The 15,257-nt window shown below is 63.3% G+C and carries 11 protein-coding genes and 1 tRNA gene; 4 read left to right on the forward strand and 8 right to left on the reverse strand.

All coding sequences use genetic code 11. The features are described 5' to 3' along the window. Positions 1-14: 14 nt before the first annotated feature. Together QGN32_RS05200 and QGN32_RS05205 are read left to right on the forward strand one after the other, a co-directional pair. Positions 15-1,148 carry an ATP-grasp domain-containing protein gene (locus QGN32_RS05200; RefSeq protein WP_326547578.1) on the forward strand — a complete coding sequence of 378 codons (1,134 nt, stop codon included), beginning with the start codon at positions 15-17 and terminating at the stop codon, positions 1,146-1,148. Then, on the forward strand, positions 1,145-1,915 hold the full coding sequence (locus QGN32_RS05205) for a sulfotransferase family protein (protein WP_326547579.1): 771 nt from the start codon (positions 1,145-1,147) through the stop codon (positions 1,913-1,915). The genes QGN32_RS05200 and QGN32_RS05205 overlap by 4 nt, the downstream gene beginning before the upstream one ends. 16 nt (positions 1,916-1,931) lie before the next feature. Here QGN32_RS05205 and QGN32_RS05210 read toward each other — a convergent pair whose 3' ends face one another. Further along, positions 1,932-3,131 carry a glycosyltransferase gene (locus QGN32_RS05210; protein ID WP_326547580.1) on the reverse strand — a complete coding sequence of 400 codons (1,200 nt, stop codon included), beginning with the start codon at positions 3,129-3,131 and terminating at the stop codon, positions 1,932-1,934. 187 nt (positions 3,132-3,318) lie between these two features. Here QGN32_RS05210 and QGN32_RS05215 point away from each other — a divergent pair, with 187 nt between their 5' ends. Then, positions 3,319-3,843, forward strand: a complete 525-nt coding sequence (locus QGN32_RS05215; protein WP_326547581.1) for a hypothetical protein — start codon at positions 3,319-3,321, stop codon at positions 3,841-3,843. 4 nt (positions 3,844-3,847) lie between these two features. On the opposite strand, the gene QGN32_RS05220 is transcribed toward QGN32_RS05215, so the two are convergent. Further along, a complete protein-coding gene (locus QGN32_RS05220; protein WP_326547582.1) occupies positions 3,848-4,672 on the reverse strand; it encodes a TauD/TfdA dioxygenase family protein in 825 nt (274 codons plus the stop codon). 119 nt (positions 4,673-4,791) lie between these two features. Between QGN32_RS05220 and QGN32_RS05225 the strand changes: the two genes are divergently transcribed. Then, positions 4,792-6,834: a glycosyltransferase gene (locus QGN32_RS05225; RefSeq protein WP_326548940.1), complete on the forward strand. Its 2,043-nt coding sequence runs from the start codon at positions 4,792-4,794 to the stop codon at positions 6,832-6,834. Positions 6,835-6,899: 65 nt separating this feature from the next. On the opposite strand, the gene QGN32_RS05230 is transcribed toward QGN32_RS05225, so the two are convergent. The 6 genes from QGN32_RS05230 to QGN32_RS05255 form a co-directional block, all read right to left on the reverse strand. Beyond that, positions 6,900-7,565: a hypothetical protein gene (locus tag QGN32_RS05230; protein ID WP_326547583.1), complete on the reverse strand. Its 666-nt coding sequence runs from the start codon at positions 7,563-7,565 to the stop codon at positions 6,900-6,902. A 74-nt stretch (positions 7,566-7,639) separates the two neighbouring features. Next, on the reverse strand, positions 7,640-8,398 hold the full coding sequence (locus QGN32_RS05235; RefSeq protein WP_326547584.1) for a DUF4268 domain-containing protein: 759 nt from the start codon (positions 8,396-8,398) through the stop codon (positions 7,640-7,642). 13 nt (positions 8,399-8,411) lie between these two features. Continuing rightward, positions 8,412-9,533 (reverse strand): McrC family protein, encoded by a 1,122-nt coding sequence (locus QGN32_RS05240; protein ID WP_326547585.1) that lies wholly within the window; start codon positions 9,531-9,533, stop codon positions 8,412-8,414. Between the two features lie 49 nt (positions 9,534-9,582). Next, positions 9,583-11,832, reverse strand: coding sequence for an McrB family protein (locus QGN32_RS05245; protein ID WP_326547586.1), 2,250 nt, complete (start codon positions 11,830-11,832; stop codon positions 9,583-9,585). 158 nt (positions 11,833-11,990) lie between these two features. Then, a tRNA-Met gene (locus QGN32_RS05250) sits at positions 11,991-12,064 on the reverse strand. A 169-nt stretch (positions 12,065-12,233) separates the two neighbouring features. Beyond that, positions 12,234-15,248: a UPF0182 family protein gene (locus tag QGN32_RS05255; protein ID WP_326547587.1), complete on the reverse strand. Its 3,015-nt coding sequence runs from the start codon at positions 15,246-15,248 to the stop codon at positions 12,234-12,236. Between the last annotated feature and the right edge of the window lie 9 nt (positions 15,249-15,257).

Below are 15,257 nucleotides of genomic sequence, written 5' to 3' on the forward strand. Positions count from 1 at the left end.
CCGATATCGCCCCGGTGCTGCTGCGCTTCTCCGATGCGCTCTCCGATCTGCCTCGCGAACACCTGGCCAGAACGGAGCGGTTTTCCTCATTCATGGTCGATACCGATCGTGACGCGGCGGTGGAGGCGCAACGATTCAGAGCGTGGATGGGCGCCCAGGGTCATTCCGTGGAGTACTTCTGTAACCCGAGCGAAGCCCGTCAGGACATCGCGCACACCTTCGCCCGTCACGCCGGCCTCCCGGCGTTGAGCGCAGAACAAGTGTTGTGGGTCCGGGACAAGTCGGCGATGAAACACAAACTGCGAGCTATCGGCTTTCACGTCGCTGCTCACGCCTTGGTCATCCGGCCTGAGGACGTCATTGACTTTGCCGCACAACATGGTTGGCCTGTAGTGGTGAAGCGGCGCGATGGCCTTGCCTGCATCGGCACGCATCTGGTCAACAGCGAGAAAGACCTCACGGCGCTGGGTCCGCTCAATCAGTGGCCCATGATGGTTGAGGCTTACCAGCACGGAGTCGAATACGAGTTGTGTGCGCTGTTCCAGCACGGTCGCGTACTCGCGGCGTTCCTGTCCGCGATGCCCGAGCGCCCTCTTGCGATCGTCGAGGGGGCCATGAACGCCAACATCACATTCCGCGAACTCCCCTGCGATGTTCCGATCCAACCGCGGGAAATCGCCCAGGCTGTGATCAGCGGCTTAGGGCTCGAAGCCGGATACCTGCACTCGGAATTCTTCTTGAATGACGCCAGATTGACCTTCGGCGAGGTGGCGGCGCGTGTGGCCGGCGGTCTGATCCCTCGCAACCACTCCCTCGCTTTCGGTTACGACGTATTCGACGCCTTGCTCGACATCCATGTCGGTCGAGTTCCCGACTTGACCCCTACGCAATTCCGGTTCGTGGGCGACTTGGTGTTTCCGGCACCGGCCGGCCGGATCACCAAGATCACCACGGTCGACGAACTGCTCGAGCGGCCCGAAATCCTGGAAGGGTTCGTGAGGTTCCAGCCGGGAGATGTCATCACACCGCGGCGGAATTCACATTTCGGTTCCGGCGGAGTTCATGTGAGCGGGATCTCCGTCGATGAGGTGGAAGCACGCATGCGGCAGTTGCTCGACGAGTTCGAGATCGAAACAGTACCGGTATGACTCGGCCGCTGTTCATCGTCGGCAACAAGCGCTCGGGCACTTCGCATCTGGTCCGTCTCTTGAACCTGCACCCACAGGTCTTCGTCTCCCACGAATCGGACATCGTGTGGGCCCTCTATCAGTTCTCCCACAATCAGCCGTTTCGATCCCATCCGTGGGATTCCGACCGCGGTCTCCGGCACACCGTAAACAGCTGCGCGGACCTGTTTCGTCAGGACTTGAGCCCACGCGAGAGTTTCCTGGCCGTCCAACGGCGGCTGATGGCCGCCGGCACCCCTTTCCTGCCGGCCCAGACCAAATCCAAGCTCTGTTGGATCGGCGACAAAAAGCCGTTCCAGCACGGCGATCCGCAACTGGTGACCTTCATGCTCGAGCACTTTCCCGATGCGCATTTCCTGCACATCGTCCGTCATCCGTTTTCGGTGGCGCTCAGCTCGGACCGCTTCAACGAGAGGCGCGGCGGGGACTTCTGGCTGGGCCTTACCCGCGAGGAGAAGGTCGAACGGTGGGCCTTCCACGAGCAACGAGTCCTATCGCTTCGCGACAGGCTGCCCGACCGCGTGCACAGCCTGCGGTACGAGGACCTCTGCGAACGGACTGAAGAGGAGGTTTCGCGGTTGTTCGCCTTCCTCCAACTGTCGACCTCTCCCGACATGCTGGACGAAGCCGTGCGACAGACCCGTACGGCAACCCGTCCTCCCGTGGTGATCGAGTGTTCAGCGGAGACGTCGCGCATCGCCGGGGGCTATGGCTACGACCTCCGGTGACGCGTGGGGAGGACCATCACTGCATGGTGCCTTGCGCCGACAAGGCGCGCCCCAACTCTGCCGCACCACGCTTTTCGACGTACTCCGACACGGTCCTTGACATCGCCGACACGCCTGTCTTGATGGCGTCGTCGGTCAGAACGCTGTTCACCGCGGCTGAAAACGCTTGAGCATCCAGACTGTTCCTGAGGAAGTCACGGCCGAGATGACGTCCGCAGTCAAGATCTTCGAGACGTAAAGCGTTGTCCTCTCGATCGTATTGACCGCTTGTCAGCGTCAGCGACGGTTTGCCGGCGAGGAGCACGGTATGCAGCGTTCCGTGCCCGCAATGGTGGACGACGAGGTCCACCCGTTCGGCCAGATCACTGAGGTCGGTGAGACCGACGACTTGAAATCGTGAGCCGTTTCGCCGCTCGAGACGCTGCCGCTCACGGTCGTCGGGAACGACCATGATGGCGGCGAAGTCGGTTCGGTCCAGGCAGTCGGCGAGCGCCGTGTACATCTTCGTTTCCCACGCCGTCCCAAGGGTCACGAGAATGACCGGAGCACCTCTTCGTCGGCAAGACGCGATCCACTCTCGCAGCGACGCGGGTGTAGGGCTGCCGATCTGAAGCAACAGAGGACCGGTGTACACGAACGTCGACTCCGGGTAGTGGTCCCGTACACCCTCGGGCAGCGGATCGATCTCAGGGATGCTCGGCACGACAATGATCTCGGCTCGGCAGAGCTCCCGCCAGTCGGTGAGCCGGTCCAGCCCGAGCTGGGACAGGCAGTCATTCACCCTGTCGAGCAAACCCACGGTTTCGAACGGAAACTTGGCCGGGAGTAATGGATTGCGACGCTCGTATCCGTACAGCAGCTCGCATCGCAGGATCGAGACCCGACATGCCGGGCGCCACGCCTGCAGCGCCAGCCACAGCGCCCTGCTCCAGTCACAGACGGTGACGTCAGGTCGATAGGTCTCGAGAATCTTCTTGACTTCCAACAGATTTCGCACCGGATCATTCGGCCGCAACGTCGCGGGGGTCGCACAGATCTGGTATCGACCGAACAGCTCCTGGGTCGTATCGTTGAACGACACCATCTGTACATCGTTCCCGGCCTTGAAAAGCTCGAGGCCCAACGACAACACAGGCACCGTGTGGCCATAGATGGGCGCCCCGGCGCACAGAATCTTCTTTCGCGACAGCATGGCTCCTCCACTGGGCCACGTCATACTGTCACCAACTATGTCACCTCGAGACGACTCGTACCCGCTTCCCGGCTTTACTGCATCGAGAGCACGCAGACTCGCCGCGGAGTGGGACGACGACGGGCTCTGGGACGACGTAGCGTGGCTTGGCGAACGCTTCTGGGCTGCGGGCGACACAGTCGATCGCGCTGTCAGATGGCACCATCTCGTGTTGGCCGCCGGCAATTTCAAGCGGCCGCGGGCCCGGTGGCTGCGTCCCGACCCGCTGGCGGCAATCCCGCGGCAGCAGCCCAAGATCGCCGACTCGTTTGATACTCCCGAGGGTCTGCGTGTCGATCGAGACGACCGCGCGTCGTGGGAATCCCTGCGCGACAACCTGGCGGGCGCGGACGTATCGACCACCGCTTCCCTGCTGGCTGCCCTGTGGCCGAGCCACCACTTCGTTTTCGACTGGCGCGTGCGCAATGCCGCCAGCGGACTGCGCTTGGCCGCCGACCTGGAACCGTGCCCTGGCGTCAAGCCGTCGATCGCAGGAGGCGAAGCATCGCCTCTCGACTTCGACGACTACATACTCGCTCGAACCTGGCTCCAAGCACTTGAGCTTCCGTTGATCGTGTCGCAACGCGCCTTGTACTGCTTGTCGAAGAAGGCAGGATCCGAACCCAGCCGCCCCTGGTCCGAATACGCCCAGGTGCTGGTGTCCATCCTCGGAAGCGTCGACGATCCGCGGCCCTAGCCGGTCAGTCAGCGGCCGCGACCATCGGCGTGCCGCTGATCATTCGACTCGTCTGCCCGTGGATATCGACGGGCACGTCGCCCATCAACGTGACCCGGTGCATCAGCCGATGCTGGTCGTCGTAGTCGTCGACGGCCCGATGCTGTGTGGCGCGGTTATCCCAGATGGCGACGTCACCCAACTCCCAGTTCCATCGAACAGTGTTGTTAGCCGTGGTGATTCGTCGTTGCAGCAACTCGAGCAGCACGCTTGATTCGTGGTTGTCCAGACCGATGAAGCCGCGCACGAAGGCGCCGGCCAACAGGGTCCGTTCGCCCGTCTCGGGGTGCACGCGCACGACGGGATGCTCGGTGCGGAAATCCGGTGCCTGCCGCTGGTCGGTGACGGTTTCGGTCATCACGTAGTCGTAGCGGTTGGTGTGCAGAGCCCACAGGTTCTCGGTGAGCACTTTGAGCGGACCGGGCAGCTCCTCATAGGCCGCCGCGGTGGACGCCCACAGCGTCGACCCGCCGTAGGTGGGCAGATTGACCGGGCGCAGGATCGACGCCGCGGGGTAATTGGCGAAGTACGCGAGGTCGGTGTGCCAGAACGTCGGCCTTCCGCGTCGTGTTCGGTGCGCGGCCGGGTTGGCGATCGGCGTGCCCAGCAATCTGGCGAACGCGAGCTGTTGATCGTCATCGAGGTGGAGTTGGCCGCGGAAGAAGATCACCCGATAGGCCAACAGGGCCCGGCGAATCTCGCAGACGGTGGCCGTATCAAGGTCGCCACCGAGCCGCACGCCGTCGACTCGCGCACCGATTCTGCTACCGAGCCTTGTCACGGTGCTCATTGCTGTCGTCCTCGATAAATGCAAGAGTTTGCACCTATGAGACCACGACGAGCGGGCGTCGTGCAGCCACTTTGGTCTCTTCGACGAGTCACAGTTGCGGCGCGGTCGCGCGGGTGACCATGAGGCCACTGCGCGTCTGCATCGTGGGCAAGTACCCACCGATCGAGGGCGGAGTGAGCGCGACGACCTACTGGTTGGCTCGGGGTCTGGCATCGCGGGGGCACGAGATACACATCGTCACCAACGCCGATGAGGTCGAAGACCGGTTTCGTATGCGACTTGAGCCAGGTGACGCAGAAATGCTTGCGGCGCAGTTCGACAACGGTGGTTTTGTTCGCGTCCATCACATCGAGGCGTTCGACCCGATCGCGATGGCTCACATCCCGTCCGCCAACCCCTACTTCACCCGGCTCGCGTCACTGGCAACCGACGTGGTTCGTCGATTCGAGTGCGAGGTGGTCCTGGCGTCTTACCTCGAGCCTTATGGGATGGCGGGGTGGTTCGCCGCCCAGCGTTGCGGTAGGCCCCTGCTGATCAGGCATGCTGCCAGTGACATCGACCGCCTTGCCAGGGTGCCCGACCTAGCGCTCGCGTACAAGGAGATTCTTCGCGACGCCGCCGCGGTGCTGACGTTCCCTTGGCTCGTGCGTCGCTTCGCGGGCATGCGTGTCGCCCCATCGCAGATTGTGGAGGCGCCGCGTTATCGGCATGACTCCCGCTTCTTCAGCCGCGACGGAGCCGTCCTCGATGTGGGTGCGACGGCACTTTGCGACGGGGCGGGAAGGCCGTTTCTTCGACGAGCACCCATACCGACGTTCGGCGTTTACGGCAAGGTCGGGATGGCAAAGGGGACATTCGATCTCATCACCGCACTCGGCCGGCTGGCCGACGAGGGTCGGTCCTTTCAGTTCGCTGCGATGGTGGGTGACGACTTCGGGTCAACACTGCGAACCGCTCTGGTGGAAGCAGGCATCGCCGAACGAACGCTGATTCTTCCGTTCCTCCCGAACTGGCGGGTAGCTGAGTTCATTCGCGCCTGTACCGCGGTGTGCTTCTTGGAGCGCGGTTTTCCAGTCGTCAGCCATGGGCCGATGATCGCGCGCGAGGTCCTCGCATGTGGTTCTTGTCTTGTCGTCTCCAAAGAGATCGCCGACAAGCAGTGGAACCGTGAACAGCTGGCCAGTGGGGTTCATCTTCTCGTGGTCAGCGATCCGCGCGACACCGATGAGCTCGCGGAATGTCTCCGTACCGTCGTCGACGATCCAGCGAGGGCAAAGGAGATCGGGGCAGCGGGCGCGCAAGCCGTGGCCCAGCATGGCGAGTACGAGCGATTTATTGTCGCGTGGGAGGGTCTCTTCGAGCGTTTCTCCCGGCCTCTCACCAGCGCGGTCGCTCGGGGCCCGACGGCCCGCCGGTTGGCGCTCGAGGTGGCCGTGCCGTCCCTTCTGGCCTACGCCGAGACAGTGGGGCCGTCCATCGTCGACAGGTTCATCAACGGTGGCGGCGACGCCGGACTTCCCGGCTGCGCTCTGGACTTCTGTTCCGTTCTCGGACACGACTTGCCGGCGGCATTGGCCGAAGATCGACGACCCGTTCTTGCCGAAGCGCTGCGGTACACGGCCGCGCGCCTTCGCGCCGGATTCGACGTGGCTGGCGACCCGCCGCCGTTTGCGGTTGCCGACGAACTTCACGGCCGCGTGTTCAGCTTGAGCGACGCGGCCAAGCTGTATCCGGTGCGCGGAAACTCGGCGGTTGTCGAGGAGTTCGACTACGACGTGTCCAAGGTGTTCGGCGCGGGCCGGCCAAGCGACACCGCCGCGGACGATCCCCTGGCGAGGGCCGAGGCCCGGCACTGCCTCGTCCTGTTCCACCGAACCGTGAACCTTGTGCCGTGTGAGCTGGAGGTCAATCCCGTCGTCGTCGCACTGCTCGAAAACTGCGACGGCCGTCGAACGACGGAGGAGGTGGTTGACGCGGTCGCGCACGGTGACGACCGCGGTGACCGCGAGCTCGTGATCGATGCGCTACGGCGCTTGTATGGCCTCGGCGTCATTGTGTTCGGCCGCGTTGATCCTATGTGGGGCTGGCGCAAGGGCGTCCGTTCGGATCTTGCGGCGATTCCTCCGCTCCGGGGCTCTGCCTCAGATCCCGGTTGGGGTTGACGCCACTTGTTGTAGCGGGGCCGCCCGTGACGACGAGCCTGGCGGTACTCCAGACCACCACGCAATCAATTCACCGCCCGAGAGACCCTGTCTCCCACGTTCCAGAGCTCATCGGGATCAAGTCCCGCGACCGGTACCACGCTCGCCGGCCCGTTCTCGTCCTGGCCCAACATCGAGGCGATCTCGGCGAATCCGGGATGACCGGTGGCTTTGAAGTTGCCCTTCCAGCAGCCCGAGATCATCAGGCGCCCGTCTTTGATCGACAGTTTGAACGGCGGGAACCTTCTTCCATAGGGGTAGACGAACACCGCCCCACGCGGGCGCTTCCCGTAGTGCAACCTGGAATGGGTTCCCTGCGCGGGGAGCTGGCCGTTGGCGTCGATCAGTTCGAGGAATCGCAGGAGAAAGGCCTGGTCGCCCGGATCTTCGACGGCCGCCACGAACTCTCGACGCGTCCAGCCTCCCGCCTCCGCCGTGGAGTAGGCCTCGGGGTAGCTCGCCGAGGCGCTGGGAACCAACGGCCGGCCGGTCAGCCATGACCGGAGCAGCTCGACCTTCCGAGCCGTCTTGTGGTCGATAATGTCAACGTCGCCGTTTGCACCACGCTTCACCGCGCTGTCGATCGTGTCGTTCCTGGAGTACCGAACTTCAATGGTGGTATCACTTTTCGTGAACAAATCGGCCTCGTGCGTCGACTCAACCTTCCACCCTGAGCTGTCCGCGAGGTCCACTGTGTCGAGCCGAGCTCCAGTTCCCTGCACCAATACGGTCTCCTGATCTCGTACTTGAGCGTATGAATCGGATGTTATCGATTGCGTGTGATCGTCGGCCCGTCGTCCAGGCCACCGACTACCTGTATCGCTTGTCTGAAACGAACGTGCTGTTCGATGAGCCAATCCATCATCGCTGGCCACCCATCGCGCGCATCAATGCTGCGGAACGGCGACTCGATGTACACCCGAGTGTCGTTCTTGCCCTTCATCTCATCCCACACCAGGCTGTATCCCAACGCCTTCTCGAACTGCTCCTTCTTCGCGCGCAAGGCTTCGAAGCGAGCGATATTGACCGCAGGGTCGGGATGTACGAATGCCAGCTCAAAGCGAAGAGGTCCCGGTTTGAAAGCCGAACAGAAGATCGTCCGGGGCGTGCCGGCCGGCAGGGTGGCATTCGGCGACGTTCTCGACGTACCGGCTCGCGCCTTCCAGTCGGGATGCTCCGTGGCGACACGGTCACGGAACTGTCGCCAAAACTCCGAGTAGAGCTGGGATTGCGTTGTAATAGGGTCTGCAGCGGTAACCACTTCGTCTGCCACAATTTGCCCGCCGCCGGTCAGCCAAGAACGAAGTAGGTCGACCTTGCGGGCGGTCTCCTGGTCGATGGCCTCGGATTCACCTTTCGTGCCATGCTTCACGGCGCTCTCGATGACATCGCTTGTGGAGTACCGGACTTCAATAACGGTGTCACCTCTGGTGAATAGATCGGCCTGATGCGTCGACTCGATTGTCCAACCCGAATTATCCGCGACATCGACGGTGTCGAGCCGGGCGCTAGTTCCCTCTGCCAACGGTCATCACTCCTCAGTGATACTCAAGCATGTGTATCGGGGTCATCGTTTGTGCGAGGCCGTCGATCTGTCCGAGCAGATCGGTGGGTTGAAGCGCCAAATCAAGTGCGTGGCAATGAATCGTCACACCGGCGTTCTGCACAATGTGGGTACTTACCGGCTCGTTACCCTTTGCATAGACGAGGTGCCCGTTCCGCAGTCCGAGAACCGTGCAATAGGCCAGCATTTGGTAGAGGTCAGCGTTCGGAAAGCCCTCGGGCCGTTCGGCTTTGTACTTGGCGTCGATGACCCCTGCCGGCAATCCACGGCGGCGGCATAAGAGATCCGGTCGCATGTCGACCCGGCGGTGCTCGTCCAGATGCAATCTGGCTTGCGTCTCGCACTGCCATCCGCGGGCGGTCAGGGATTCGGACAACGCGACGGTGACGAAGTCCTCGAAGATCCGCCACATGTCGAACATGTAGCCGGTGACGGTGACATCCCCGAGGTGGTGGTCGAACGACTCAGCGGCCAAGACGATCTCGGCCAGCTGCAACGCCGGCTGGTAGCGGGTATTGAGCCGGCTCGGCTGCCACCGCGGAAGCCGGCTGCCGCGAGCAGGTATCGATACTTCAGCCAGCGTGCGCCGGAGCCGTTGCAGCAATCTGCGTGCGGGGTCGCTGACGCGCGGAACGGTCAACAGTCGCAGAGCCGCCATTGCCAGAAGTTGATTCTCCGCAATGTCCACCGTGAAGTCGTCGTATTCGACCGCAATCGGAACCGGAAGGCCGTAAAGGCGGTTCATCTGTTCACCGGCCAGGATGCGGCCGCGTAGCACCGGAAGGGTGTCGGTGATCGTCCGGTATCCCTGTAGCAGCCCTTGCTCGACTGCACGGCCGCCGAGCCGGGCGAACGGTTCGGCGACGGCCGGCAAGAGGTCGTCGGCCGCGTCGAGTTGCACCGCGTCGTCGCGCCATATCTGCGGGTCTCGTGCATATCCGAGCAAGAACAACAGTCGGTTCAAGTCGGTGATCTTCGGCCGCACGACGACTTGACGTCCGTCTATGCTGACGGCACCGATCTTGCGTCCGGCAACCACGTCGAACAGCCCGTCATGCAGCGTCGGAGTGACAACCGCAAGACCAAGGTCCGTCAACGCTCGGTATTCGCTGACCGACAGTTTCGCAGTTTGAGGCGGACCGCCCTCAGTCAGAAGAAGTGGTTCCGGCATCGTCACTATCCTCATAGACCACAGCAGATTTCGCGGCAATGCTCTTGGTCAAGACATCCAGCCCGTACCTGGCGCGGACGTCCACGTTGCGATCACCGAAGTGGTGCTCTTCAAGCAAAGGCAGGATGTCGGTGCGCCACATGAGTTCCAGGGCTTTGCCCGTTGCGTCGCCGGCGATCCGGTCGCGCATGAAGTAGGACGGTCCGACCTTGAAATCGGTGTCGGCTATGCGCGAGTTCAGCTCCTCGTGCAGGTCGGCCAGGGCGCTCGGATGTCCCTTGGACGCCAGCCAGCTCCGCAGGATTCCGCGGGTGGGCTCCTCGGAGGGGTGAAGCGGCAGAAAGGCGAAGCGTCGCCGCAGTGCGGCGTCGACGAGGGCGATGGACCGGTCCGCGGTGTTCATCGTGCCGATCACGAAGATGTTCTTCGGTAGCGAGAACGGCTCGGAACTGTCCGACGAGTACATCAGGTCGATCGCTTGATCGCGATATTCCAGGAGGAAGTACAGTTCACCGAAAATCTTCGGCAGGTTGCCGCGATTGATCTCGTCGATGATCAGAACGTATGCGGCGTCGGGATTGTCGGCGGCTTTGTCAACCAGCGAGCGAAGCGGGCCGGCCTTCAACGTGAACCCGATCTGACCTTCCCCCTCGCCCTGAGGACGGAAGCCCTCGAAGAAGTCCTCGTACGAGTAGGCCGGGTGGAACTGCACCAGTTTCACATTCGCCTTGTCGGTGATGTGACGGGCGAGTTGCTGTGCGATGTAGGTCTTTCCGGTCCCGGGTGGGCCGTAGAAAACGAGCTGACGACGCTCCCGAAGAAGCTCGATGCAGTCTTGCAGCCAACCGACACCGACATGGATCCGATCGGCAAGCTCGCCGGTGGCGTCCGGAAGGTGAACTGTTCCGGAGCCCGGCTGCCTTGGACGCCGTTCGGCCAGCGCCACGAGCGTCTCCAAGTGTTGGCTGAGGTCGAGAACTTCCCGTTGCGCACTCAGGAGGGCTGCGAGGTCGTCGGGAACATCCGACCACGGGCACTGGTAGTCGAACCACTTCACCGACCGACGCAGGTTTGATCGGCCGTCGCTACTTGCGACGAATTCGGCGGGTCCGGTGATGGTGCCAAGGTGGACGACGCCTCCTTGGCTTACCGTCACGATCAGGTCCCCGCGATGCATTCGCTTGAGGAACGAATAGAACTCCTCAAATTTCTCTTGGCGAGCTGCGTATCCCGACGAACGATAATCCTCGTCGACGATGTCTTTCAGCTCTTCTCGCCTGAGGTCGTCATCAACGGGTCTTAGCAAGCTCGCCGCGAGCGACACCGACTGCTTGTGCCGCCAGATCGGCACCATGTCTTGGCCTTTGACGTTCGACCCGTGCACCTTCCATGCGTGCTGCACCGGGCTAGTAGGCTCCGACTCTTTGTTGGGCTTCTGCCAACGGCTCAGCCAAGGCTCCCCGTAGAGGTCGACGTGACCGCCTTCGCTATCGGTGATGGCCTCGTAGATCGCAGACAGATCGGCGTCGACGTCTCCAGTGGGCGTGGTCAGGAAGTCTGGAGCCAGTCCATCTCGAATCGCCTTGCGGTGCTCGAACTTCACGACAGGAAGGAAGAACAGAGGAAAAGCCAGGTAAAGCAGCGACTGTCGCTGCGCCGCCTGCCCAGTGGGCACGGCGTTGACCTCCTCCCGAAACGGGATCGGCTCAGCCATCACATCCAGCAACCGCGCTTCAGGTAAAGACTTGAAGTGCTGAGCCAACTCGATCAAGTACACGAGCTGGGCCCACCGGTAGGTCGTGAAAGCTTGGCCACCGTGGAAGACACCACCACCAGCGAGGGCAGCCTCCACGTCATCGGGCAGGTCGACTGGTGTGGCGCTCATTGCCAGAACCTCTTTCACCTGCTTCACCTTCAAGACGCCTCCCACGTTGACGATGGGCAGGACGTTGAGAATCAGCAGTTCGGCGAACAACTGGACCGCATCCGGTGCTGCGCCGGTCAGCTGATCGTGCAACTTCTCGAAGAAGCCGCGGTCGCTCTCGTCGGGCTTGTCGACATACAGCCGGGTCAGCTCATCGAGGTTGTCGATGGTCCACACGGGACGCCCTGGTGTCAGTAGAGAATCGGCTCTCCCAAGACCCGCTTCGATCAATTTCCGGCCGACCGCCTCAACGGCCACCGCAGGGGGCCGCCGGAATGTCCCGACTCCGGCATCGCTCATCGTGACTCTCTCCTCCACCACACGACCCAGCCGGCGAATGAAACCGGTCGCCGCGCCGTGAGCCAATTGTCTACTAGCTCAGCTAATGCTCCCAAGCGTGTCGCCCACCCCATAGAGAACGGCCCCCGGACCGAAGTCCGAGGGCCGTTCTCATCTAGTAGCGGGGACAGGATTCGAACCTGCGACCTCTGGGTTATGAGCCCAGCGAGCTACCGAGCTGCTCCACCCCGCGTCGGGTGAACGCCACGTTACCGAAGGCGGACGTGCACTTCCAAATCGCGCGGTCACCGCGGGCGATGACTTGCCCTCGCATGGCCGGTCACCTGGCGCGAGCGACCGCGAATGTACGTGCCGACGCGGCGTGTCGCTGTACAGACGCGGTCGCTCGCGCCGGCAAGTGATTACCCGGCCGACTGGTACTTGCGCATCGCGTCGTCGAGGCGTTGCAGAGCCTCGCCGAACTGACCGAAGTTACCGCTCTGCTGGGCTTGACGCAGCGCGTCGAGCGCCGTATTGACCTCCTGCAGCGCAGCGGCTTTCGGACCCGACAGCTGCACCGGCCCACCCGGCGGCACCGCCGCGGGGGTAGGCGCCTCCGGCGCCCGGCCTTCCTGGTTGGCCGGCGGACGGGCCGCGGGCTGTTGACCGTCGGCCGGTGGCGGCGCGGCGGGTTGCTGCCCGCCCGGCCCGGCGATCGGCGCGGGCCCGGTGGCCGTGGCGTCAGCTCCGGGGCCGAACAACTTGGTCAGCGCATCGCGCACGGTGGGGCCGAAACCAATCTTGTCGTTGTACATCATCGCCACCCGGATCAGGCGCGGGTAGGACGATGCGGCATCGCTGGTACCCGGCGAGGCGTACACCGGAGCGACATAGAGCAACCCTCCGTCGGCCATGGGCAACGTGAGCAGGTTGCCCCAGCGGATGCGGTTTTGGCCGTCGCGGCCGATCAGGCCCAGTTCCTGAGACACCGTGGTGTCGGTGCTGATCGCGTTGAACGCCAGCTTCGGACCGTTGACCTGACCGGGAATCGTCAGCACAGTGAGCCTGCCGTAGGTGTCCGGGTCAGAACTGGCGCTGATGAAGGCGGCCAGGAAGTCGCGGCGGAACCGGTTCATCGCGCTGGTCAGCTGGAAGGACGCCGAACGATCGTCGGAGGCAAGGTCTTTGGCGACGATATAGTACGGCGGCTGGAAGCTGCTGGCCGTCGGGTTCGGATCCAGCGGGACATCCCAGAAGTCCGACGTCGAGAAGAAGGTCACCGGGTCGTCGACGTGGTACTTGGCCAGCAGCGCACGCTGCACCTTGAACATATCCTCGGGATAGCGCAGATGTTCCTGCAATTCCGGGGTGATCTCGCTCTTGGGCTTGACGGTGCCGGGGAAGACCTTCATCCACGCCTGCAGAACAGGATCCTGCTCGTCCTGGGCGTACAGCGACACCGTGCCGTCATAGGCGTCGACGGTGGCCTTGACGGAATTTCGGATGTAGGAGACCTGTTTGTCGGGCTGCAGCCGGTTCAGCGCCACCTCGTTGGAGTCGACGGTGGCCGAGGACAACGACGTCAGCTCGGAGTACGGGTAGTTGTCCAGCGTGGTGTAACCATCGACGATCCAGACGATCCGCTCGTTGACGATCGCGGGGTACACGGTGGTGTCGGTGGTCAGCCACGGCGCCACCGCCTTCACGCGGTCGGCCGGGTCTCGGTTGAACAGCAGCTTGCTGTTTTCACCGATCACGTTGGAGAACAGGAAGTTCCGCTCGGCGTACTTGGCGGCGAACACGCTGCGGGTCAGCCAGTTGCCGATCGGGACGCCGCCGCTGCCGGTGTAGGTGTAGTTCCTGGTCTCGACGTTGTTCTCGTAGTCGTACTCGCGTGGCGCGCCGTTCTCGCCGACGATCGCGTAATCGGCCGGTGTGTTGGCGATGACCGGACCGTAGTAGATCCGTGGCTGCGACAGCGGGGCCGGCCCGGGCGAGATCACCTCGCCGTTGGCGCCGACGACGCTGGCCAGGAACTCCGGATACCCGCCGTTCTGGTTGGGGTCGTTGGCCACCCCGCGCACGGTGTTCGCCGGTGAGGCGACGAAGCCGTTGCCGTGGGTGTAAACCGAGTGGCGGTTGATCCAGTCCCGCTGGTTGTCGATGAGTCGGTCGGGATTGAGTTCGCGCGCGGCGACGACGAAGTCGCGCAGGTTGCCGTCGTTGTCGCGGTACCGGTCCATGTTCAGCTGATCAGGGAAGTAGTAGAAGTTCTTGCCCTGCTGGAACTGCGTGAAAGCCGGGCTGACGATGTTGGGGTCGAGCACCCGGATGTTCGATGTCGTCGCCCGGTCGGTGGCCACCTGCGCGGCGGTCGCCGGGGCGTCGCCCGGGTAGTCTCGATAGCTGACCACCTCGTCGGTGAGTCCGTAGGCCTGTCTGGTCGCCGAGATGCTGCGGCTGATGTATTCGCTTTCCTTCTGCGCCGCGTTGGGCCGCACGCTGAACTGCTCGACCACCAGCGGCCAGCCCGCACCGACCACCAGCGACGACAGCAGCAAGAGCACCACGCCGATCGCCGGAATGCGCAGGTCGCGCAACACGATCGCCGAGAACACGGCGGCCGCGCAGATCACCGCGATCGCCATCAGGATCAGCTTGGCCGGCAGCACCGCGTTGATGTCGGTGTAGCCCGCGCCGGTGAACGGCTTACCGCCGCGGGTGTGGCTGAGCAACTCGTAGCGGTCCAGCCAGTAGGCGACCGCCTTGAGCAGCATCAGGATGCCGACCAGGGTGATCAACTGGATGCGCGCCGCACGGCTCAACGCGCCGGTGCGGCCGGACAGCCGGATACCGCCGAACAGGTAGTGGCCCAACAGGTTTCCGAGGAACGCCAGGAAGGTCGCGACGAACAAGTAGTTGAGGACGAGCCGATAGAACGGCAGGTCGAAGGCGTAGAAGCCGAGATCCTTGCCGAACTGGGGGTCGGTGATCCCGAAGCTGTTGCCGTGCAGGAAGAGCTGCACGGTCTCCCACTGCCCCAGCGCGAACAGCCCGATGAACAGGCCGATCAGCGCGGGGATGCCGAAGCCCACGAGCCGCAGCCGCGCCATCACCGCGGTGCGGTAGCTCGCGACCGGGTCGTTGGGGCCGTTGGTCGGCACGAACACCGGCCGCGTGCGATAGGCCAGTGCCAGCCCGGCGAACAGGATGGAGCCGATCACCAGCGACACGACGAGGAACAAGATGATCTGGGTGAACAGCACCGTGGTGAACACCGAGCGGTAGCCGAGTTCGCCGAACCACAGCCAGTCGACGTAGGTGTCGATCAGCCGGGGCCCGATCAACAACAGGAGGACGGCTACGGCCCCCACCGCGATGAGAATTCGGCTACGTCGTGTCAGCTTCGGCATTCGTGCTGCGGGCCGCATACCCACTCGTCGACT

It is taken from the genome of Mycolicibacterium sp. ND9-15 (assembly GCF_035918395.1).
Lineage (GTDB): Bacteria > Actinomycetota > Actinomycetes > Mycobacteriales > Mycobacteriaceae > Mycobacterium.

Bases quoted from the DNA above. Each gene is read 5' to 3' on its own strand.
- QGN32_RS05205 (WP_326547579.1), top strand. From the start codon at position 1,145: ATGACTCGGCCGCTGTTCATCGTCGGCAACAAGCGCTCGGGCACTTCG.
- QGN32_RS05210 (WP_326547580.1), bottom strand. From the start codon at position 3,131: ATGACGTGGCCCAGTGGAGGAGCCATGCTGTCGCGAAAGAAGATTCTG.
- QGN32_RS05220 (WP_326547582.1), bottom strand. From the start codon at position 4,672: ATGAGCACCGTGACAAGGCTCGGTAGCAGAATCGGTGCGCGAGTCGAC.
- QGN32_RS05225 (WP_326548940.1), top strand. From the start codon at position 4,792: ATGAGGCCACTGCGCGTCTGCATCGTGGGCAAGTACCCACCGATCGAG.
- QGN32_RS05245 (WP_326547586.1), bottom strand. From the start codon at position 11,832: ATGAGCGATGCCGGAGTCGGGACATTCCGGCGGCCCCCTGCGGTGGCC.